We start from the raw sequence: 23,917 nt of genomic DNA, 5'->3' as shown, positions 1-23,917 counted from the left end.
TCTTAATAAACCACCCTATACATTTCTTCCAGGGAAGTAACTCCTTCCGCTACCTTTTCTGCCGCTCTCAGGGTCAGGGTTTTCATCCCTTCGGTTTTAGCTACTTCCGCTATATCATCAGCGCTTCTCTTTTCCAGCAGCATTTCCCTTATTTTCCTGGATACTACCAGCACCGAGAATATGCCGGTACGTCCTTTATAGCCCAGATTATTACACTTGCTGCAGCCTACAGGTTTATAGATTTTATGGCCTTTTAAAATATCCATGATATCTTGGTCAATAGTGTAATCGCCTAAATCGGTTTCCTGTTTGCATTCGGGACACAATAACCTTACCAGCCTCTGGGCTACTATGCCGCTGGTAGCAGAGCTAATCATATAAGATTCTACACCCATCTGCAGTAGTCTGGCCAGGGTAGAAGGGGCATCGTTAGTATGCAGGGTAGTAAGAACCAAATGCCCGGTTACCGAAGCCTGCATAACTATCTTGGCCGTTTCCAGGTCCCTTATCTCCCCTACCATAATTATGTCAGGGTCACTGCGCAGCATAGCTCTAAGCCCCCTGGAAAAATCCATTCCCACTCTGGAATTAACCTGGACCTGCATAATAGAGCCAAGCCTGTATTCTACTGGGTCTTCGATAGTAAAAATCTTTTTATCGGGGCTGGAAATCTGGTTCAAGCTGGCATAAAGGGTGGTGGTCTTTCCCGAGCCGGTGGGTCCGGTAATAATAATGGATCCATGAGGTTGGTGTATCATTTTTTTAAATTTAGCCTCATCCTCAGGATCCATGCCCAAATTCTTGATGTAAAACAGGTTCTCACTTACATTGAGAAGCCTTATGGTAATATTCTCCCCAAACACAGTAGGAATAGAGGCAAACCTTAAATCTATGGTATTGCCATGGTAATTAAAAGAACTTCTGCCGTCCTGGGAAAGCCTGTTTTCAGTTATATCCATGCCCCCCATAATCTTATACCTGGATATCAGCAAACGCTGTACTGTTTTGGGTACTTCCTTGATCTTCTGCATTACCCCGTCAATCCTGAACCGGATAGCACAATTTTTCTCCTGGGGTTCTATATGTATATCACTGGCTCCCATAGATACCGCCTTAAGTATAATCCTATTGGCCAGCCTAACCAGGGGATTGCCTTCTACCACCTCATCTTCAAACTTTTCGGTAATGATAAAATCCCGGTCATCTATTATCTCTTTTATTTCCTGAAGGCTGTAGTCATCAGTCATGAATAGCTTAATAGCGCTATCGATGCTGTCCCGGGTAGCAATAAAGGGCTGGATATTATAGCCAGTAATTAACCTGATCTCGTCTATGAGGTTAATATCCAAAGGATCAAACATGGCCACGGACAAATTGTTATTACTCAGCTTGAAAGAAAACACTTTTCTCTTGGAGGCAAAATCCCGGGGTATTAAATTAACCACTCCTGGCTCAATAATGTCCTGGACTTTTGCCAGGTCCACAGTATCAAAACCTTTCTGGTAAGACAGCACATCCACCAACTCTTCCGGGGTAATATAATTTTTATCTATCAGTATATTACCCAGCCTTTCTCCGCTTCTTTCCTGGGTTTTTAAAGCATTTTTAAGCTGTTCTTCGTTTATGAGGTTTTTTCTTAAAAGAATCTGGCCTAGTCTTTCCCTGTCCACCTGTTATGCCTTTCCATATAAGGGTTAATATTATGGAACTAATTATAATATAAGTTGATAGAGGTAACAAAGAAATCAACTTTTAATATCAGTTCCCCTGTTTATAATACCTGCGGTATAACCTGCTCCAAAACCATTGTCAATATTGGTCACCACTACTCCCGGGCTGCAGGTATTAAGCATGGTGAGCAAAGCAGAAATCCCTCCCAGGCTGGCTCCATAACCCACGCTGGTGGGCACCCCTATAACAGGGCAGCCTACCATAGCTCCCACTACACCGGGCAGGGCTCCTTCCATGCCTGCTACACATATAATCACCCTGGATTTTTGAAGCTGCTGGCGGTAGTGCATCAGCCGGTGCATGCCGGCAATTCCCACATCATAAATCTTTTCCACTTTATTGCCCATTAGATAAGAAGTTATAGCTGCCTCCTCTGCCACCGGGATATCAGAGGTACCAGCACAAATTACGGTAATTCCTTCCGTCAAATCCAATTCTTTACCCAGGGGGGTGTAAATTATATTGGCCTCCGGGCTAAACTTAAGGTCGGGTATTTCTGCTGACAGCTTTTTATATACCCTCTTACAGGTACGGGTAATAAGCAGCAGCCCTGAATACTCCCTTATCTTGCAGGCAATTTCTATCACCTGCTCATCTGTTTTATTCTGCCCAAAAACTACTTCCGGAAAACCTCTTCGCATGGTACGGTGATGATCCACCTTGGCAAAACCAATATCTTCGAAATATATATCCTTTATTTTGGAAATAACCTTTAATTGATCTATTTTACCCTGCTGGTAATCACTCAGTAGTTTTTCTATTATTTTGTTTAGTTGTTGATCCATGCCAGAAAAAAATAAAGTGCATAAGTTCCTCTTATTTATAACACATATGCACTTTATTTAATAACTAATTTTTATTAAAAATGAAACAGCTTGCCCGAAAGGTCAACCACCAGCACTGCAGTTTCAATAGCTACCACGCTGATGAGCTTAATCAAAATGTTCATAGAAGGTCCAGCGGTATCCTTAAGGGGATCGCCTACTGTATCCCCCACCACTGAAGCTGAGTGCTCGGGAGTTCCCGACCGTCCCTCTTCTTCAATTTTTTTCTTGGCATTATCCATGGCCCCTCCGGCATTGGCCATAAATATAGCTTGGGCAAATCCGGACAGCAGGGTACCTATCAGCAGGGCTACCACTCCTCCTGGGCCTAAAAGAATACCTACTGCTATAGGTATTACAAAAATCAGTATGCCGGGAGCTATAATTCCCCTCTGCGCTGCCCTGGTAACTATAGTGATAAAAGCCTTGGGATCCCCCTTGCTTTCTTTGGCCATAATTTGTTTTATCTGCTTCCTGGCTTCAATCACTACCTTATTGGCAGCTTTGCCCACTGCCCCTATCAGCATAGAGGTAAACAGGAAAGGCATAATTACCCCTATAAACAGTCCGGCCAAAATTTTAGGATCTTTCATAAAATCAAGCACCATGGTCACACCCAGCATCTCTATCTTGGAAAAATAAGCCTGTCCCAGGGCCAGGGCGGTAATAGCAGCACTTCCTATCAGCAGCCCCTTGCCAATGGCAGCAGTGGTGTTTCCCACTGCATCCAGCTTATCTGTAGTCTTCCTGACGCTGGAAGGCAGCTCCGCCATTTCAGAGATACCGCCGGCGTTGTCAGCAATGGGGCCGTAGACATCTATGGCCACAACAAAAGGGGAAGTAGAAAGCATGGCTACCGCTGAAATAGCCACTCCGTAAAGGCCCATCTGGTAGTTGGCCGCTCCCCCTGACATAAAGAAACTTGCCAGCATAATTACAATTACAGTAAGGGCAGGAAGAATAGTGCTCTCCATACCATAAGCCAATCCATTTACCACCAGGGTGGCAGCTCCGCTGTTAGCGCTTTCCGCTATATTGCGGGTAGGCCTGTATCTGGCATCAGTATAAATTAAGGTGAACAACCCTATTAAGAATCCTGCCATCAGGCCACCTATGGAGGCATAAAATAAGAAATTATATTCGGGACCCATAAGGGCTCTTATTATAAAGAAGGCAATAACCATAATTATTACAACAGTAATAAGTATTCCGGACATAGTAGTCCCGGTAAGTATGCTAACAGTTGCTGAATCCCTATACCGGCTTACTATATACTTAATGATGAATATGGCAATAATTGAAGCAATAGCTCCTGCGGTTGCTATAATCATGGGCAGCAGTATACTGTTTAAAATAAGAGGAGAATTCTTAAAAGCAAGAAAGCCAAGAAACTCTGCAGCAATAATGGAACCCACCCATGATTCCAGTGCATCGGCCTTCATGCCTCCCACATCACCTACATTATCCCCTACATTATCCGCTATAGTAGCTGGGTTTCGGTAGTCATCTTCCTTTAACCCCGACTCTACCTTACCTACATAATCAGCCCCCATATCTGCAGCTTTGGTAAAAATTCCTCCGCCGGTCCTCATAAAAAAGGCTGCAAAACTGGCACCGATAGTAAAAGTTATAAGTATGTTTACCACATTATCCAAGTTTACTAACTGGTCTAAGCTAGACCTGCCGTACCACCAGTAAAGCAGATTAAACCAGAAAGCAGTATCGAAAAGGGCTACAGCAGCCAGAAGCATACCAGAAGCGGAAGCAGCAGTAAAAGCAATATTCATTGCCTGGCCCAGCCCCTTTTCTTGAGCTGCATGAGTAACCCTGGAATTAGCAGTGGTAGAAATCCACATGCCAATATAGCCAATTAAAAGACTAAAACCCATCCCCGTTGCAAAAGCAGGTATGGAAGCAAACTGCAAATAACCAAATTTTACCATTACTCCTAGTAATGCAATGATCACTACAAAGAAAATGGAAATAACTTTAAGTTGTTGATTTAAGTAAGCCCTACTGCCCATAAAAATAGCATCAGAGATCTCTCTCATTCTTTGGTTTCCCCTGCTTTGCCTGCTAACCAATCTTGCAAAAATTATTGCCAGCACCAGGGAGATAAGTGATCCTATAAATGGTAAAATTCTAATAAATAACACCAATACCTCCTAAAGTAAAACCAATAATTAATTTGAAAAGCCGATAAGCTATTGAAGATTGTATAAGAAAAAGTTCAAACAATCAATTTTTTTTAATTATTTTAGTATTGCTCCTTCAGAGGCAGAACCCACGTGACGTCGGTAAAAGGCCAGGTAGCCCTTAAGCCCATCTTTTGGAATAAATTTAAGGTTAGCCATCCTTTTCTTTAAAACATCATCAGTAAGTTCTACTGATACCTGTCCCGACGCAATATCTATGATTATAAGGTCCCCATCCTCTACCGCTGCCAAAGGCCCTCCTGAGGCCGCTTCCGGGCTTATATGGCCCACAAAACAGCCGTTATTGGAGCCGGAAAACCTGCCATCTGTAACCAAGGCTGCTTTCTTGCCCAAGCCCTGGCCATCCATAAGCTTTAATGTTTTCCACATCTCAGGCATACCGGGCGAGCCCTTGGGACCCTCATACCGTATTACCACTACCTGGCCCGGCAAAATCTCCCCTGAAGACACCGCTTTATTAGCCTCAGCCTCGCTGTCAAATACCCTGGCCGGACCCTTAAAGTAATGAAGTTGGGGGTCAATGGCAGAAGGCCTGCAGATAGCTCCCTGCGGAGCCAGGTTACCTTTTAGGGCTTTAATTCCGCCAAATTTGCCATGAGGCTTATCAATAGTGGTAATTACCTTGCCGGTTATAATCCTGGCACCCTCAATATTTTGGCCTATACTTTTACCGGTCACTGTAACCGCACTTAAATTAAGATGATCCCTAATCTGGTTCATTACCGCCGGTACTCCCCCGTCCCGGTAAAATTCAATCACGCTATGGGGCCCCGCTGGCATAATCCGGGCTATGTAAGGCACCATCTGGCTGATCCGGCTAAACTGTTCTATATCCAAGTCAATACCTGCCTCATAAGCTATAGCCAGCAAGTGCAGCACGGAGTTAGTGGAGCCTCCTATAGCTGAATTAAGCATTACTGCATTCTCTAAAGCCTCCCTGCCCAGTATCTGCTTGGTGGTTATGGACTGTTTCACCATCTCCATGATTTGCTGTCCAGCTTCCATAGCCAACTGAAGCCTGTGCGAACTTACTGCAGGTACCATGGCACTTCCTGGCAATGAAAGGCCCAGGGCCTCAGAAATACAGCACATGGTATTTGCTGTTCCCAGCATGGAACAGGATCCGTGCGTAGGTTGGGCCTGCTCTTCCAGCTGTTCGAACTCCTCCTGGCTAAAAAGGTTCTTTTTGACCTTCTCCGCATACATAACCAAAGCCGAACCGTCAATCTCTTTTCCCCCGTAAGGATTCTCCCTGGAAATTATTCCCGGCATCATAGGGCCGCTGTTAAACAGTATAGCCGGCAGGTCCATTCTGGCGGCAGCCATCAGCATACCCGGAACTATTTTATCGCAGGATCCCAACAGCACTACCCCATCAAGATGATGTGCTTCCACCATGGTTTCGATACTGGCAGCAATTACCTCCCTGGTAGGCAGGATATATTTCATTCCCCGGTCCGCCTGAGCGATGCCGTCACAAGCAGCAATGGTACCAAATTCCACAGGGGTTCCGCCACCTGCCCTTATGCCTTCCTTTACCTTTTCAGCAATAGCTTTTAAACCAAAATGCCCGGTGCAGATATTATTATAGGAATTAGCGATAGCTATTATGGGTTTCTCCAGGTCAGACTGGGTAAATCCCATGGATTTGTACAAGGACCTTTTGATGGAATTTTCTGGTCCGGATAGTATTTCTTTGCTTCTCCAAAACATTTATTCTCCCCTGACTAGTATTTATTTAACCAAAAAGCCAGCCGTCAACAGGGGAAACTATTTTTGGTTTTCTTTGTTTTCCACATGCATCAGGCCGTAGATGATACTATTTTCCAGGGCTTCCCAGCTGGCCTCGATAATATTAACCGATACTCCAATGGTGCCCCAGCTCTTCTCCCCGTCAGTAGATTCTATGAGCACTCTTACCATGGCCGCTGTACCCATTTTTTCGTTTAATACCCTTACCTTAAAATCGGAAAGTTCAATTTTTTCAATCTGCGGATAGCAGTTTACTATGGCTTTTCTCAAGGCCTTATCCAAGGCGTTTACCGGCCCGTTTCCTTCTGCAGTCTCTATTATCCGGTTGCCTTCAATATATACTTTTACCGTTGCTTCAGAAAGCATTTCGCCATCTGCCCTCTTCTCGTTAAGCACCCTGAAGCTTTCCAGGTTAAAGAACTTCTTTTTTACTCCGGCCACATCCCGTACCAGCAGCTCAAAGCTCCCGTCAGCGGCCTCGAATTGATAGCCCTTGTGTTCCATGTTTTGTACCCGGTTCAATATTTCCGATACTTTTTCCAAATCATTTTCCAGGTTTATGCCAAATTCCCTGGCTTTAAGTATGATGGATTTCTTGCCTGAAAGCTCTGAAATAAGTATTCGCCTGGTATTTCCTACCAGTTCAGGTTCAATATGCTCAAAAGCTTCCGAAATCTTGCTTACCCCGCTTACATGCATGCCTCCCTTGTGGGCAAATGCACTCTGGCCCACGAAGGGCTGGTGGCTGTTATGGGTTTGATTGGCAATCTCGCTTACAAAACGGGACAGACTGGTAATATGTTTTAAGTTTCCATCCTTTAAACATTGCTTTCCCAGCTTTATTTCCAGGCTGGGTATTATCTGGCATAAATCCGCATTGCCGCAGCGCTCCCCATAGCCGTTTATGGTTCCCTGCACCATCTTTACCTGGTCCACCATTTCTATGGCATAAACACTATTGGCTACAGCACAGCCGCTGTCATTATGGAAATGGACCCCTAGAGGGGCATTGACCTCTTTAGCGGCAGCTTGTACCACTTCCAGGGCCTTTTTAGGCAAAAATCCACCATTGGTATCACATAATACCAGAAAATCCGCTCCCGCCTCCTCTGCCGCCTTAAGAGTATCCAGGGCATAGGAGGCATTCTGCTGGTAGCCGTCAAAAAAATGCTCACCATCAAAGATGACTTCAGAAAAATAATTTTTTAAATATTTTATGGACTCAAAGATCATGGCCAAATTATTATCCAAAGAAGTCTCGATAACCTTTTGGACATGCAGGGAAGAAGATTTTCCAAAAATACAGACACTGTCAGTACCAGCTTCAATTAACAACCTTAAGTTTTTATCTTCTTCAGCCTTAGCGTCCTTATATCTGGTCCTGCCGAAAGCCACAATCTTGGAATACTCATATTTTCTTTTTTTAAGCTGTCCGAACAACTCTTCATCCTTGGGATTGGAAGCCGGAAAGCCCACCTCGATGTAGTCAATGCCAATCTGGTCCAGCTTATCCACAATAGCAAGCTTATCCCTGACGGTTAGGGAAATATCTGCGCTTTGGGTCCCGTCCCTTAAAGTAGTATCAAAGGTGTAGACTTTTTTTTCTAGCATAATGGTCTCCCTTACACATTTTTCCTTATCTGCTTAATAATAAGCTGGCCCATTTGTTCTGTACCTACCTGTTGACAGCCCTGTCCGTATATATCCTGTGTCCTGTATCCCTGGGCTAATACCTGGCTGGTAGATTTTTCTACCAGGCTGTATATATCTTCACGGTTAAAAGTATACCTTAGCATCAAGGCCAGGGAAAGAATAGTGGCCACCGGGTTAGCTTTATCCTGCCCCGCTATATCGGGAGCGCTTCCATGTATGGGTTCATACATACCGCTCATATCCTGTCCCAAAGAGGCAGAGGGCAGAAGCCCAATGGAGCCTGAGATCATAGCTGCCTCATCACTTAATATATCGCCAAACATATTGGAAGCCAGTATTACGTCAAACTGTAGGGGATTTCTAATAAGCTGCATGGTGGCATTATCAATATACATATGGTTAAGTTCTACCTTAGGATAACCAGCAGCAGTTTTTACTACTATTTCCCTCCACAGCCTGGAACTATCCAGTATATTGGCCTTATCAATGGAGGTAACTTTTCCCTTCCGCTGGCCGGCAAATTCAAAGGCAAGCCGGGCAATTCTTTCAATCTCATAATCAGCATAGACCATGGTATCATATGCTTCCAGGTGCCCTTCTTTGGTTACCCTGTCCCGGGGACCGAAATAAATACCTCCGGTAAGCTCCCTCATTACCAGTATATCCACCCCTTTAAGCAATGAAGATTTTAACGCTGAAGCCGATATCAGGGGCTCAAAAATCTTTACCGGCCTTAGGTTGGCAAACAGGCCCAGCTCCTTCCTTAATTTTAGCAAGGCCTCCTCCGGCCTGGGTTTTCCCGGTTCGGTGGTGTCCCATTTAGGGCCGCCGACCGCCCCCAGCAATACCGCATCAGACTGTTTGCATTGTTCCAGCAAATAATCGGTAATAGGCAAGCCGCATTCATCGATGCTGGCTCCCCCTACCAAACCATACTGGTATTCAATTTCCAGGTCGAATTGCTCCTTTAAAAAATCTAAAACCCTAATTGCTTCCCTGGTTATATCCGGGCCTATGCCGTCACCGGGCAAAACCATTATCTTACTCATAAACCATTCCTAACTATCTAATTGCTGTTTTATAAAATTGATATAGCCACCGCTGGCAATAACCTTCTGTATGAAATCCGGAAGGGGCTTAACCTCATATGATTTTCCCTGGGTTATATTGTTTATAGTCCCCTGGCCCAAATCTACTTCCAGCTCATCTCCTTCCCTTATCTGGGTGGATGCCTCTTTGCTTTGTATTACCGGAAGGCCTATATTTATGGCATTCCTGAAAAAAATACGGGCAAAAGAAGCGGCAATAACCAACTTTACTCCACTTCCCTTGATAGCCAGAGGGGCATGCTCACGGGAGGAACCGCAGCCAAAATTCTGCCCGGCTACTACTATTTTTTTATCCGCTAGTTTATAGCCAAAGTCCTGGTCCAGGTCTTCAAAACAATGTGAAGCCAACTCGTCCGGATCACTGGTATTCAGATACCTGGCCGGTATAATTACATCTGTATCCACATTATGGCCATACTTTAATGCCTTATCCCTGATTATCATAAAACCTCCTCAGGTGTAGAAATTGTTCCAGTTACAGCTGAAGCGGCCGCTACAGCGGGGCCGCAAAGGTAAACTTCGCTCCCAGGATGCCCCATCCTGCCTACAAAATTACGGTTAGTAGTAGACAAGGCCCTTTCTCCTTCGGCCAGTATACCCATATGGCCACCCAGGCAGGGGCCGCAAGTAGGAGTGCTGACCACACATCCTGCCTGCACAAAAGTCTCCAGGTAGCCCTTGCGCATGGCTTCCAGATAAATATTCTGGGTAGCCGGTATAATGATTACCCTCAAGCCTGGCTTGACCCTTTTGCCTTCCAGTATTTTTGATGCTACCTGTAAATCCTCCATCCTGCCATTAGTGCAGGAACCGATTACTACCTGGTCAATAGACTGGCCTTTAAGCTGGACAGCAGGTTTAGCATTGGACGGCAGGTGGGGAGTGGAAACCTGGAGCTCTATCTGTGAACAATCAATATCATATTCCTTATAATAATTAGCATCAGCATCACTGGTGTATATACGGTAAGGCCTTTTAGCTCTCTGCTTTAAATACTGCTCAGTAGTATTGTCCGCCTCAATGATACCAAATTTGCCGCCCGCTTCTATAGCCATATTAGACATGGTAAACCGTGAATCCATGGAAAGTTTTTCTATCACTGGCCCTGAAAATTCCATTGACCTATACAGCGCCCCCTCTACCCCAATTAAGCCAATGGTATAAAGTATTAAATCCTTTCCGGTTACCCATGGTTTAAGCTCTCCGCTATATACAAATTTCATGCTTTCAGGAACCCTGAACCATAGCTTGCCGGTAGCCATAGCTACAGCAAGGTCAGTGCTTCCTACCCCGGTAGCAGCTGCTCCCAGGGCTCCATAGGTACAGGTATGGGAATCAGCGCCCACAATAAGGTCTCCAGCTACTACCAGGCCCTGTTCAGGCAGTAAGGCATGCTCTATTCCCATCCTGCCTACCTCAAAATAGTTGCTGATATCCTGGTCTGAGGCAAAACCTCTCACCACCTTGCATTGCTGGGCAGACTTTATATCCTTGTTAGGAGTAAAATGATCCGGCACTATTACTACCCTTTCCGGATCAAATACAGATTTTGCCCCTATTTTTTTAAATTCTTTAATGGCCAGGGGCATAGTAATATCATTGCCCAGTACAATATCTACCCGGGCATTAACTATTTCCCCCTCGCTTACAAACTCCTGGTCACAATGGGCCGCCAATATTTTTTGGGCCATAGTTTGAGGTTTATCCTGTGACAAATTATCCTCCTTTATTCTATACTTTCCTTTATCCTGTTCATGGCATCAACATAAGCCTTAATACTAGCTTCAATTATATCGGTACTTATACCGCTGCCCATAACCTCAGTGCCTTCTGAACTAACTATGATCCTTACTGAACCAATAGCATCTTTTCCTTCAGACACCGCTTCTATATTGTAGTCAACCAGCTGGGCATTTAATCCCAATATACTGTCAATAGCCTTAAACGAGGCATCAATTGGGCCGTCACCCCAAGCTGCCCCCTCCTGGAGGCCGTTCCCTGCATTTATGCCTATAGTAGCGGTAGCTTTTACATTGGTACCACTTATAACCTGGTAATAGTTCAATTTAAAATACTCGGATGCTTCCCTTATTTCATCTTCAACTATAGCTTTAAGGTCCTTATCATTAATATGGCCCTTCTTCTCTGCTAGACCCTTGAACCTGGTGAAAGCTTTTTCCAGGTCTTCTTCATTAAGTTTTAATCCCAACTCGGCCAGTTTATTGACAAAAGCATGGCGTCCCGAGTGCTTCCCTAATACCAGTTTTGAAGATTTAACCCCTATATCCTCCGGCTTTATAATCTCATAGGTACTGCGCTCCTTAAGCATTCCATCCTGGTGTATGCCCGCTTCATGCATGAAAGCATTTTTACCTACAATAGCCTTATTGGGAGCCACCGCATAGCCGGTAAGATGACGAACCAGGCTGCTGGTCCTCATTATTTCCGATATATTTATATCGGTATATACATCCAGGTCTTTTTTCCTGGTGTCAATAATCATGGCTACTTCTTCCAAAGAAGCATTGCCCGCTCTCTCACCGATCCCATTTACAGCACATTCTACCTGGCCTGCCCCTTTTTCTATAGCCAGGATAGAATTAGCTACGGCCAAACCCAGGTCATCATGGCAGTGCACACTTATAACTACATCTTCAATGCCTTTTACATTGGTTTTAAGATACTCAATCAGCCTGGCATACTCGTCAGGCAGGGCGTAGCCTACCGTATCGGGTACATTAATAATGGTAGCTCCATTAGAAATTGCAGCCTCATACAGCCTGCACAAAAAATCCCAGTCACTCCGGGTGGCATCCATAGCTGAAAACTCCACTATATCCGTATATTTTCTGGACCTTTTTACTGCTTCCGCTGCCATTTCTAAGGCCTGTTCCCTGGTTTTATTAAACTGGTACTTTAAATGAATGTCCGAAGAAGACACAAAGGTATGTATGACCGGGTTACGGGCTGGCTTTAAAGCCTCGCCTGCTGCATCAATATCCTTGATTATAGCCCTGGCCAGTGCCGCCACTGCCTTGTCCTTGATAGTTTTGGACACCTCCCTAACTGACTCAAAATCACCCAGGGAAGATATGGGAAAGCCGGCTTCAATAATATCTACATTTAATTTTTCCAGCTGTTGGGCAACTTCCAGTTTTTCCTTTACATTTAAATGTATGCCCGGGGCCTGTTCGCCATCCCTTAACGTAGTGTCAAAAATATATATTTTTCTAGACATATAATACCTACCTAAACCTTAAACCATATTTACAATTTTAATGTTTTCAAAACTGGAAATTTGTTTAAACTGCTCCAGCATTTCCGGAGTAACTTCCGCATCCAGGTTTAGGCCCATTACGGCGTCGCCGCTTTTCTTCTTCCTGCCGACATGCATAGCCGCTATGTTTACACCCAGTTCTCCAAAAGCAGTTCCTATCTTGCCAATCTGGCCCGGTACATCTTCATACCTGATAAAGGCCATATGGGGTGAGGGAACCATATCCAGCTCAAATTCATCCACTCCTATAAACCTGGGCTTGTTCTTCTTGCCGGTAATAGTGCCCGAAATAGAAAGGTTGCCGTCCTTGCCAGAACCTTCCAGGGTAATTAGATTAACAAAATCACTGGACTTGCTGGTTTTTACTTCTTCAACCTTTAGCCCGTTTTCATCAGCTATCAAGCCCACGTTTACCATGTTTACATCATGCATGGAATATTTGCCAAGTATCTTTACCAGTATCCTGGATTTCAATATGCTGGTATCATATTCAGCTACTTTTCCGCTGAAGATAATTTTAATATTCTCCAGGTTTCCGTCAAACAGACCGCTAAACAGCATACCCATATTGTCGCAAAGCTCAAAATAGGGGGAGAGGGCTTCCATTACTTCTTTAGCTACGGATGGAGCATTAACTGGAAAGGCAGGAGTTCCGCCTTGGAGTACAGATACCACCTGTTCCGCTATTATACTGCCTGCCCGGTCCTGGGCTTCAGTAGTAGAGGCTCCCAAGTGGGGCGTACATACCACTGTTTCCAAATCAAACAAAGGAGAGTCTGTGCAGGGTTCCTTAGAATACACATCTACTGCCGCTCCCCCGATCTGTCCTTCCCTGATAGCCTGGGCCAGATCTTCTTCCACTACAATTCCGCCCCTGGCTACATTAAGTATTATGGTACCCTTTTTCATCTTTTTAAATTCCTCAGCCTTAAACATTCCCAGGGTATCCTTGTTTTTGGGGAGATGTATGGTTATAAAGTCAGCTGCCTGGTAAATGTCATCCAGGGTATCAGCCTTCTTTATGCCCAATTGCTTGAACCTGTCTTCAGAAACAAAAGGATCGAAGGCCATTATATCCATGCCCAGTCCCATAGCTTTTTTAGCTACCAGCCCCCCTATTTGCCCAAAGCCTACTATGCCCAGGGTTTTCCCTTCAATTTCTATGCCTTTAAACTTTGATTTCTCCCACTTTCCCCCCTTAAGGGAAGTGTCAGCAGAAGGTATCTTCCTGGCTACGGCCAATAGTAGGCCTATAGTATGCTCGGCTACGGTGACCGCATTGCTGGTGGGAGCATTAACCACTACAATTCCTTTCTGGGTAGCCATATCCAGATCTACATTATCCACTCCTATACCTGCCCGCCCGATAATCTCCATAGTATCCGCTTTTTCAATTATGTCTGCAGTCAGCTTGGTGGCACTCCTGATTATGATTGCATTATAGTCGCCTATTATTTTTTTTAGTTCTTCAGGACTAATGCCTTTCTTATCATCCACAATAAAATACTGTTCCAAATATTCCTTGGGCTGAGGTGAAATACCATCGGTTATTAATACCTTTTTTTTCATAGCTATTCTCTTTCTAATTTTTAAAGATAATTATTTTCAAAAAATACTTTCTGGGCAGCAGCTACGCCAGAACCTATTTCCAGTTCATAGCCCTGCTCAGCCAGCGCTAATTCAAGTGCTGAAATTGCAATAATAGTATCAAACATTCCAAACCATCCCAAATGGCCAATCCTAAAGATTTTCCCTTTTAATTTGCCCTGGCCTCCAGCTACGGTTACCCCATATTTGGTCCGCATGATGGTGGTAAGCTTTTTGCCGTCAATCCCTTCGGGAATCTCAATGGAAGTTACAGAGTCTCCCCTGTTTTCAGGGTTGGCAACCAATAGCTTTAAACCTAATTTTTCCACTGCAGTCTGGGTAGCCATAGCCAGCACATGGTGCCTTTTAAATACATTTTCCAAACCCTCTTCCAGCAGCATATCCAAAGCCTTGTTCATGGCCACTATTATAGAAATGCCCGGAGTCCAGGGAGTCTGGGGTGGGTTTCTTCGGGCAGCTTCCCTGGCATTTAGCAGATTAAAATAGAACCTGGGGTTAGTAGATTTTTCAATAAGCTCCCAGGCCTTTGGGCTAACACTGATGAAAGCTCCTCCGGTAGGGGCGCTTAAAGCTTTCTGGGAACCGCCTATTACTATATCCAGTCCCCATTGGTCTGTTTCCAACCTGGAAGCCCCCAAGCCGCTTATGGCATCCACTATGGTAATAGCATCATATTCATTTACTATTTTAGCAATAGCTTCTGCATCATTTAAAATACCGGTAGAAGTTTCACTAAACTGGAACATAACCCCTTTGATATCCTTATCTTTTTCCAAAGCTTCCTTTATATCCTGGGGATTTATAGCCTCACCCCATTCATAATCAATGGAAATCAAATCCAGCCCATACATCTTGCTTAACTTTTTAAATCGTTCCCCAAAATTACCTACGCTAGCTACCAGGACCTTATCATTAGGGGAAAAAGCATTTACTACTGCAGCTTCCATGGCTCCGGTACCTGAAGATGTTAGGAAAAACACATCATTTTCAGTTCTTAACAGCTTCTTTAACTTATCAGTCATCTGAGTAAAAATCTCAGAAAATTCAGGGGATCTATGATGCATTAGCGGCCTGGCATGCTCTAGTAAAACCTCTTCAGATATTGGCGTGGGGCCTGGTGTCATAATATATTTCTTAATCATTTTGCCTCCTTGGTCAGCATTTGTTTATAAAAATCAAATTTTTTTACTCCCCCGGCTACAAGCAATCTTGCCGGTACGGGTTAATTCCAAAATTCCAAAAGGTTCCAATAGCTCCTTTAAGGCATTGACCTTGCTGGAAGTTCCCGTAATCTCAATAAGCAGGGACTTTTTCGCAACATCTACTATATTAGCCCTGAATATATTTACAATTTCTAAAATCTCTGCCCGGTTCTTGGAATCAGTAGAAACCTTTATCAGCACCAGTTCCCTTTCTACAATATTCTTGGGGTCCAGTTCCTGGATTTTCAACACATTTATTAACTTATAAAGCTGTTTGATAACCTGCTCGATGCCCTGGGTATCTGCAGAAACGACAATGGTGATCCTGGAGATACGGTCATCTTCTGTGGGTCCTACCACCAAGCTGTCAATATTAAATCCCCTTCTGCCAAAAAGACCTGCTATCTTGGCCAGCACGCCCGCCTTATTCTCTACCAATACTGAAATTATATGATTCATTTATACCACCTGCTTAAATATTCCATTCTAGCATTTTATTAATAGGCGCTCCCGGCGGAACCATGGGATATACGTTTTCCTCAGCCTCAATGCAAAAATCTACCAGTACCACCTTATCCAGTTTCAAGGCTTTGTTAATTGCCGGCTCAACCTCTTTTTTATCAGTAACCCTAATCCCCACACCGCCATACGCTTCAACCAGCTTTACAAAATCTACACATTCCTTGATGCAGGTATTGGAATAACGCTTGTCAAAAAACAGTTCTTGCCACTGTCTTACCATCCCCAGATAACCGTTATTGAGCAACATAATCTTTATCGGAATATCATGGCTGACTGCAGTAGCCAGCTCCTGTGAAACCATCTGAAGGCTTCCGTCTCCAGCAATATCTATTACTATTTTGTCCGGCCTGCCAACTTTGGCCCCTATGGCTGCAGGCAAACCAAAACCCATAGTTCCCAGCCCCCCGGAAGAAATAAAGGTTCTGGGCTGGGTATAGGTATAAAACTGTGCAGCCCACATTTGGTTCTGGCCTACTTCGGTGCATATAATAGCATCGCCTTTGGTAGCCTTATAAATCTTTTCAATTATATAGCCAGGTTTAAGGTTTGGGGACTTGGTATCATATCTTAAGCCATGTTTTTGTTTGATATCCATCAAAAAGTCAATCCATGGCTTCTTTTTAGCTATGCTCTTTTTATTATCCAGCTCAAAGTACCTCTGGCTAAGGTCAGCCATAACATCCTTGGCATTGCCCACTATGGGCAGTACGGTCTTTACAATCTTGCCAATTTCAGCCGGATCTATATCTATGTGTATGATATCGGCATGAGGGGCAAAACCGGACACCTTTCCGGTTACCCGGTCATCGAACCTGGCCCCTACCGCAATTATTAGGTCGGCTTCAGTAAAAGCTATATTGGCATACTTGGTACCATGCATTCCTGCCATATTCAGCGAGAGTTTGTGATCTTCAGGAAAAGAACCCTTGCCCAACATGGAAGTAATAACCGGGATCTGCGCCTTGGCTGCAAATTGGGTAAGTATCTGGCTTGCTCCCGAAGCTACAACTCCCCCTCCAGAAAAGATTACCGGTTTTTTACTGTCAAATATTTTCTTAGCTGCTTCTTTTATTTGTTTTTGATTGCCCTTGTAAGTGGGTTTGTAACCCGGCAGGTCAATCTCTCCCAGCATATCCTCATCTATCATTCCCTGGGATATATCTATAGGTATATCTATAAGTACCGGCCCCTGCCTGCCGGTGGAAGCAATATAGAAAGCTTCCTTAATAATGGAAGGCAGCATTTTTATATCCTTAACCAAATAATTATGTTTGGTTATGGGAGCAGTAATCCCGGTTATATCTGCCTCCTGGAAGGCATCAGTGCCTATTTCAGCAGTGGACACCTGGCCAGTAATGGCTACCATGGGAACCGAATCCATATAAGCATTGGCGATACCGGTAACCAAATTGGTAGCTCCCGGTCCGGAAGTAGCAACACAAACCCCTGTTTTGCCGGTAACCCTGGCATAACCGTCAGCAGCATGGGCTGCTCCCTGCTCGTGCCTTACCAGTATGTGTTTTATGTCCGAATCAAAAAGACAGTCATAAAAGGGAATAACCTTGCCTCCCTGGTATCCAAAGATAACCTCTACGCCCTCTTGCTTCAGGCAATTTATAGTCATCTGCGCTCCAGATATTTTACTCATATCAACTCCTAAAAAATTGAGTTAGTAACAACTTTATAACAGTTTGAATGATTATATCATTTTCTGTTACAATTTCAATTAATTAAATTATCAAAAATTCCCCTATTCCAGTATAGCTCCCCTGTGGGCGGAGGTTACCAGTTTTGAATACCTGGCCAGATAACCCTCGGTAATTTTAGGCGGGGGAGGGCTCCATTTAGCCAGCCTTTGTTTTATAACCTCTTCATCCACTAACAGGTTTATACTGTTGGATGGAATATTAATTTCAATCTCATCTCCATCTTCCACTATGCATATAGGGCCGCCAGCTTGAGCTTCAGGAGAAATATGTCCAATAGACGCGCCTTTGGTAGCTCCAGAAAATCTTCCATCAGTAATTAAAGCAACTTCTTTATCCAGGCCAATCCCTGCTATGGCAGAGGTTGGTGAAAGCATTTCCCTCATGCCGGGGCCTCCCTGGGGACCCTCGTAGCGTATAACCACCACGTCTCCCCTTTCAACCTTATTTTCCCATATGGCCTTCATGGCATCCTCTTCGCTGTTAAAGGTTTTGGCCCTGCCCCTATACTGCATCATTTTCGCATCCACTGCAGACCTCTTGACTACACATCCCTCTGGTGCCAGGTTGCCCCAGAGTATAGCTATCCCCCCATCCTTGGAATAAGGATCAGTTACAGTCCTTATAACTTCATTATTTTTAATATTAGCATCCTTAATATTATCTTTTACCTTTTGGCCGGTTACTGTCATCAACTCTCCATTTATTAACTGGTGGTCAAAAAGCTCTTTCATAACCGCCTGTACTCCCCCTGCTGCATACAAATCTTCTATATGATACTCTCCTGCCGGGCTCAGGCGGCAAAGGTTTGGAGTACCCTGGCTAACCTGGTTTACCAGCTCCAGCGAAAAATCTACCTTGGCTTCATGGGCTATGGCCGGAAGGTGGAGCACGGTATTGGTGGAGCACCCTAAAGCCATGTCTACGGTAAGTGCATTTTTTATAGTGTCCAGGGTTACGATATCCCTGGGCTTGATATCCTTTTCTACCATTTCCACTATCTTAAAACCAGCCTGCTTGGCTAATCTTATCCTTTTAGCTAAAACCGCAGGGATGGTTCCGTTACCAGGTAAAGCAAGGCCTATGGCTTCAGAGAGGCAATTCATGGAATTAGCGGTAAACATACCGGAACAGCTTCCACAGGTGGGACAGGCCTCTTCCTCCAAATCCAATATGTCCTGGTCATTATATAAACCTTTCTTGTATTTACCTACCGCTTCAAAACAACTGCTAAGGTCTACCACCCCGGAATCCATGCTGCCGGCCAGCATGGGGCCTCCGCTGATGAGCACGGAAGGAATATTAAGCCTTAAGGCTGCCATAAGCATGCCCGGCACAATTTTGTCACAATTGGGAATTAGCACCAGACCGTCAAAAGGATGGGCCATAGCTGTAGCTTCAATGCTGTCAGCTATAATCTCCCTGGTAGCCAGCGAGTATTTCATACCCTTATGATTCATAGCTATACCGTCACAAACGCCAATGGTGCTAAACTCCAAGGGAGTAGCGCCGGCTGCCCTTATTCCCGCTTTAACTGCTTCTGCAATTTTATCCAGGTTTATATGTCCTGGAACTAATTCATTTACTGAATTAACAACTCCTATTATAGGCCTGGAAAGCTCCTGATCAGTCAATCCTGTAGCTTTAAGCAGTGAGCGATGGGACATTCTTTCAATGCCCTTTTTCATATCATCACTTCTCAATTTTCCTCCTCAGATTTTAAATATTCTTCTAATAAATCTATATGCAAAAACATAAATAGGTAAACCTCCGGTTTAAATAGGATTGAATAGTAAGTAACTATCGTCAACCCTAAGGTTTAAGATAGAATACCGACTAGTAATAGACAGACTAGGGAAATAACAGCTAATGAAGGCACGCATATAGAAGAACCGTTGGTTCTAAAAAATACATTTAACTTGTCTTTTTTGACTCTATTTCCCATAACTAATAAAGGAATTTTAATTAGGCATTAATACTATCATAATTGTATTATTATAACAATAAAAATTCAATAAAAAAGGGGCCGGCCCAAGCCGGCCCCTTTTTAGCATGTTAAAAGTTTGCTATTCTATCTTCTCCCCGCAATTGGCGCAGAATTTTTGGTCTTCTTTTACTTCTTTCCCACAGGAAGGACAGAATTTAGCCTGGGGTTTGGTTTCTTTCTTTACTTCTCCTGCAGGAGCTGCCGGAGTCACGGGAGCTGCAGCTGCTTTGTTTTTCCTTTTTACCAGCCAGACTATAATTATTATCACTGCTGCTAAAATCACCAGGGGTATAACTACAAACAGCAAAATTATAAGGCCTAAGCCTAAAGCAAATGACCCTGTTCCCGTTTCTTCTGCTACCGGCCCCCATGTTTCAGCTTCTTCTGCTTCTGCTTCTGCTTCTGCTGCCTGAACCGGCTCTTCTGCTACAGGGGAAGGGGTTTCTGCGGTTTCTTCAGCAGTTTCTGCCGGTTCTGTAAGCGCAACCAGGGGGGTATCTTCTCCCCTGTCAATAGCTGCCTGGCTGTTAGCCTTGTATTCCTGTGCCTGCAAATGGCCCTGGCTGGAATTTAGAACCGCATCAAAGTACTTCATTGCTTCAGCATAATGGCTCTGCCTGTACATAGCCAAACCCTTAGCAAAGTTTTCATCTACCTGGCCCAGTTTGTTTACCACTCCATTGCGGTTAAGCATTTCTTTTATATCATTGGAAGGCCTCAGGTAATTAATATTTTCAGAGGTACCCATGGTAAGTATGCCTATTACCTCGCCTTTTTCGTTTAATACCGGGCCTCCGCTGTTACCAGCAGCTGCCGTACCATCTACCTGGAGAACTTCAGTCCCCTCCAGCATCTTTTTAGCACTTATCATGCCGGAAGTTATGGTAGGAGTCATAATGGATTCCAAGCTTATATCTGCATTCCAGGGATAGCCTATAATAGTTAAAGAATCCTGGATCTCTACCATGGATGAATCACCAATCATCACAGAAGATAATGCCCTGCCGGTAACCGGCTGTATTTTTAAGATGGCTATATCTCTTTGATTCCAGGGGCTGGAATCTATTACCTCTGCCCTGATATAGGTGGTATCCGGATTATCCGGCAGCCCCGCAGTGGCAGTATTGAACTGTATCCAAACCTCACGATCCAGCTCAGTGGTAGTCTCCCCTTCCACTTTGTAGTTATCATAAATCCAGTTCCAGTCATTATCGGTAAGATTATAATAATCATCGGGATAGGTATCAAAAATATAAGCATCCAGTATAGACCACTTAATGTTTACATAATCATCTTCTATCACATGTGCCGCTGTAACTAAATGCCCTGTTTCGGGATTAACACAAAAGCCAGTGCCCCCCATAGGACCGTACATGTATTGCACAGACCATTCTTCAAAATTGGGATCATAGATATACCCATAATAAATAGTGGTAACATAGCAGATGCTGGGTTGTGTCAATATCAGTTTGTCTTTTGCTGTAAACTCATAATCTTCCGCCTCCTGAGCAAATAAACTGGTAGATAGTCCCCACACCAACATCAGGATGAAACCAAAAATCAACCCCTTTAATATTTTTTTAGCCATCTTTTGCTCCTAGTTAAATTATTGTAATTTAATTATATGTTTTTAACCATTGAAGTCAATAAAATATTATAATTAATATTAATATTTATCTTAACACTTTTTTGAAATTATCAATTTCCTCTATAGATCCCAGAAGCTGAAATTCAATATGATAGCCTATCTTCTGGCCTGGCTCTATAAATTTTAAATTGCCTTTTTCTCTCTCTACAGCCCTTCCCCTAATCAGGCTGTTGGCAGGCTCCAAGCCGCAAACATACTCCCCGCATCCCATCATTTTCCACTGGATAAAGTAGGGCAAGTTACCGCTATGGTATTTGATTCCTATACCTATACCCCTACCCCCATCAAAAGCGGTGTTAACCAGTCCTACCCGGCAAAAACCTTGGTTATCTGCTTCAATATCATGGAAAAACACCTGCTCCTGGTAATCATTGGCAGGAGCCTCGAAACGATGGTAGCTGTTGATGTTTTTTTTAGCTTCCTGGTCCCTTGGACTTACTTTAGCGCTATCCTCTACCAGCTCGGTGCCGGTATCAACTACAGGATAACCAATGTTTATGTGATAAAGCACCATTAAAGGAGAAACCTGGCTGCCAATGTTTTCTACAGTATCCTCTAGAACAATTACAGGCGAATCCATCCAAACAGTTATTTTTCTGGTAAGCTCCAGCTTATCCCCAAATACACTGGCTTCCCTCACTTTACCCTGTACCGCCATACGGTAATTGTCTTCTACCCAATCTCCATCTGTGCATACATTATAGGCAGGTAGATTGGAAATACGCCCGTGCTGGCCCAGGGTTTGGCCCTGGTCTTCTCCCGGAGGCCCTATGTGGGTCAGCCCACAGGTAGTGAGTAGCCCTCCAAAGAAAGTCCTTAGCCATTCCAAGCCCCTGCTCTCGTAATAGACAGGTGAAGTTTCCCTTACCGCTGAGCGCCAGCTTATGGGTACGGAATTATAGGAAAGGTAAGAAATGTCCATGCCCCTGTCTGCAGTAACGGTCATATCCAGTCCACAGGCATTCTTTATATCTATGGCCCTTATGCCTCTTTGCTGCCCCTCTGAAAATTCATAGTTTTTAATTCCTCCCCACTGGGTAATATCACCTATCCTGTCAGTTACCTGTTTTTTGGTCAATTCCTGCCCAAAAACCTTCATACTACCTCCCTTTTTTATTTTAATACCTGATGATAGAAATCAATGTACTCCGGTACGATCTTATTGCTGTCGAAATCCAATGCCCTCTTTCTGGCTGCCCTGCCCATCTTTTCCCTCAGCCCGGAAACAGACAGGATGCGTATGGCCGCTTCGGCCATACCCTGTACATCATAGGGGTCAAATACATATCCGCATCCGTAACCTTCTATCACTTCCTTCAGCCCGCCTATAGAAGTGCCTATTACCGGAACCTGGCAGCTTAAAGCCTCCAGGCTGGCTAACCCAAAGCTCTCACTTTGGGAGGGCTGAAGAAACAAATCTGCCTGGCTAAGTAGGGGAACAACATCATCCTGCCTTCCCATAAAGCAAACCGAGTCTTTTAAATCCAGCTGGTTTACCAGCTGGCGGCAGTTGCCTATCTCCGGTCCATCACCAACCATCAACAGCTTGGAGGGAACCTTTTTATGTACCTGGAAAAACACTTTAACCACATTCTCTACATTTTTAACCGGCCGGAAATTAGAGATATGGACCAAAATTTTCTCCCCCTTATCAGTAAATTCACTTGCGGGAACTTTCTTTCTTCGGTACCGGGAAGTATCTACAAAATTATAAATTACTTTCATGGGTTTATTTACCTTAAAAATCCGGTCGGTAGCTTCCTTTAAGTAGCTGGAAACACAGCTTATCCCGTCACTTTGCTCAATGCTGAACTTGGTTATGCCAAAAAAAGAGGCATGGTTGCCCACAATGGTAATATCAGTTCCATGCAGAGTGGTAATATATTTTATACTGCGGCTGGAAATCTTTTTGGCCAGATAAGCAGACGCAGCATGAGGTATCGCATAATGCACATGCAGTATATCCAGCTGTTCTGAATCTATGACTTCCGCCATCTTGGCACTCAAGGAAAGGCTGTAGGGCAGATATTTAAACAGGGGGTATTCCAGTATTTCCACTTCATGGAAAAAAATGTTTTCATAATAATGGTTCAGCCTAAAGGGAAGGCCATAGCTTACAAAATGTATGGTGTGGCCCCTCTTGGCCAATTCTATACCCAGCTCGGTAGCTACAGCTCCGCTGCCCCCGTAAGTAGGATAACATGTTATTCCAATTTTCATGTTTATATGGAAATATAATTAAAAAAGCTTACCGGGTCATCTACCTTCATATGATATTCAGCATAGAAGGGCTCCCCGTAACCAGCCTTTATTTTTAAACCATGGCACTTGTTGCGGGTATTTAGGACTTCCATAAAATAAGCGGAAGAAAGCCTGGTTTCTGCCTCTTTTTCATAATCACTGTATAACTGGGACCGGTAACATTTTATGGCCTCCATTTTTGTGTCAAAATAGGGGGTAATATCCACCGTAAAACTGGGCTTGAATTCATAATGCATCATATAGCTTATAACAGCCTGGGGGCGGTGGGCAGGGAGCAAAGTCTTGAATTTGGCCAGGCCTGCAATAAATAAGCTGTCTTTTAGAAGCCGGTAAGCATGCTCATGATCGGGATGGCGGTCCCGGTGGTAAGGGATTACTGCCAGCCGGGGCCTGTATTTCCTGATAACCTCTATAACTTTA

Annotated in this window: 18 protein-coding genes; all 18 read right to left on the bottom strand. The window is 44.1% G+C overall.

Annotated elements, in window-relative coordinates; translation table 11 throughout:
• Positions 1-2: 2 nt before the first annotated feature.
• Entirely contained in the window at positions 3-1,670 is a 1,668-nt protein-coding gene (locus tag PHN32_05250; GenBank protein ID MDD3776994.1) for an ATPase, T2SS/T4P/T4SS family, read from the bottom strand.
• Positions 1,671-1,745: 75 nt separating this feature from the next.
• On the bottom strand, positions 1,746-2,516 hold the full coding sequence (gene larB, locus PHN32_05245; protein ID MDD3776993.1) for a nickel pincer cofactor biosynthesis protein LarB: 771 nt from the start codon (positions 2,514-2,516) through the stop codon (positions 1,746-1,748).
• A 74-nt stretch (positions 2,517-2,590) separates the two neighbouring features.
• On the bottom strand, positions 2,591-4,711 hold the full coding sequence (locus PHN32_05240; protein MDD3776992.1) for a sodium-translocating pyrophosphatase: 2,121 nt from the start codon (positions 4,709-4,711) through the stop codon (positions 2,591-2,593).
• 96 nt (positions 4,712-4,807) lie between these two features.
• Positions 4,808-6,484, bottom strand: a complete 1,677-nt coding sequence (ilvD, locus tag PHN32_05235) for a dihydroxy-acid dehydratase (protein MDD3776991.1) — start codon at positions 6,482-6,484, stop codon at positions 4,808-4,810.
• A gap of 57 nt (positions 6,485-6,541) precedes the next feature.
• Positions 6,542-8,134: a citramalate synthase gene (gene cimA / locus PHN32_05230; GenBank protein MDD3776990.1), complete on the bottom strand. Its 1,593-nt coding sequence runs from the start codon at positions 8,132-8,134 to the stop codon at positions 6,542-6,544.
• 11 nt (positions 8,135-8,145) lie between these two features.
• Entirely contained in the window at positions 8,146-9,225 is a 1,080-nt protein-coding gene (gene leuB / locus PHN32_05225) for a 3-isopropylmalate dehydrogenase (protein MDD3776989.1), read from the bottom strand.
• A 9-nt stretch (positions 9,226-9,234) separates the two neighbouring features.
• The gene (locus PHN32_05220; GenBank protein ID MDD3776988.1) at positions 9,235-9,729 is read right to left on the bottom strand and encodes a 3-isopropylmalate dehydratase small subunit; all 495 of its coding nucleotides are present in this window, start codon (positions 9,727-9,729) and stop codon (positions 9,235-9,237) included.
• Positions 9,726-10,976: a 3-isopropylmalate dehydratase large subunit gene (gene leuC / locus PHN32_05215; protein MDD3776987.1), complete on the bottom strand. Its 1,251-nt coding sequence runs from the start codon at positions 10,974-10,976 to the stop codon at positions 9,726-9,728. Before leuC ends, PHN32_05220 begins: the two co-directional genes overlap by 4 nt.
• A gap of 35 nt (positions 10,977-11,011) precedes the next feature.
• Positions 11,012-12,523 carry a 2-isopropylmalate synthase gene (locus PHN32_05210; protein MDD3776986.1) on the bottom strand — a complete coding sequence of 504 codons (1,512 nt, stop codon included), beginning with the start codon at positions 12,521-12,523 and terminating at the stop codon, positions 11,012-11,014.
• Positions 12,524-12,541: 18 nt separating this feature from the next.
• Complete coding sequence (gene serA, locus PHN32_05205) at positions 12,542-14,131, bottom strand: phosphoglycerate dehydrogenase (GenBank protein MDD3776985.1); 1,590 nt, start codon at positions 14,129-14,131, stop codon at positions 12,542-12,544.
• Positions 14,132-14,151: 20 nt separating this feature from the next.
• Entirely contained in the window at positions 14,152-15,312 is a 1,161-nt protein-coding gene (locus tag PHN32_05200; protein ID MDD3776984.1) for an alanine--glyoxylate aminotransferase family protein, read from the bottom strand.
• Between the two features lie 33 nt (positions 15,313-15,345).
• A complete protein-coding gene (gene ilvN / locus PHN32_05195) occupies positions 15,346-15,831 on the bottom strand; it encodes an acetolactate synthase small subunit (GenBank protein MDD3776983.1) in 486 nt (161 codons plus the stop codon).
• Positions 15,832-15,844: 13 nt separating this feature from the next.
• Positions 15,845-17,542 (bottom strand): biosynthetic-type acetolactate synthase large subunit, encoded by a 1,698-nt coding sequence (ilvB, locus tag PHN32_05190; GenBank protein MDD3776982.1) that lies wholly within the window; start codon positions 17,540-17,542, stop codon positions 15,845-15,847.
• Positions 17,543-17,644: 102 nt separating this feature from the next.
• Positions 17,645-19,303, bottom strand: a complete 1,659-nt coding sequence (gene ilvD / locus PHN32_05185; protein MDD3776981.1) for a dihydroxy-acid dehydratase — start codon at positions 19,301-19,303, stop codon at positions 17,645-17,647.
• Positions 19,304-19,666: 363 nt separating this feature from the next.
• Complete coding sequence (locus tag PHN32_05180) at positions 19,667-21,175, bottom strand: trypsin-like peptidase domain-containing protein (GenBank protein ID MDD3776980.1); 1,509 nt, start codon at positions 21,173-21,175, stop codon at positions 19,667-19,669.
• Between the two features lie 85 nt (positions 21,176-21,260).
• On the bottom strand, positions 21,261-22,334 hold the full coding sequence (locus PHN32_05175) for an aldose 1-epimerase family protein (protein MDD3776979.1): 1,074 nt from the start codon (positions 22,332-22,334) through the stop codon (positions 21,261-21,263).
• 14 nt (positions 22,335-22,348) lie between these two features.
• The gene (gene bshA, locus PHN32_05170) at positions 22,349-23,455 is read right to left on the bottom strand and encodes an N-acetyl-alpha-D-glucosaminyl L-malate synthase BshA (GenBank protein ID MDD3776978.1); all 1,107 of its coding nucleotides are present in this window, start codon (positions 23,453-23,455) and stop codon (positions 22,349-22,351) included.
• Positions 23,456-23,457: 2 nt separating this feature from the next.
• Positions 23,458-23,917 (bottom strand): bacillithiol biosynthesis deacetylase BshB1 (locus PHN32_05165; GenBank protein ID MDD3776977.1); only part of this gene is annotated, 460 nt, incomplete at its 5' end.

The sequence above is a fragment of the Actinomycetota bacterium genome (assembly GCA_028698215.1).
Lineage (GTDB): Bacteria > Actinomycetota > Humimicrobiia > Humimicrobiales > Humimicrobiaceae > Halolacustris.
This window is presented reverse-complemented; position numbering and strand designations above follow the sequence as displayed.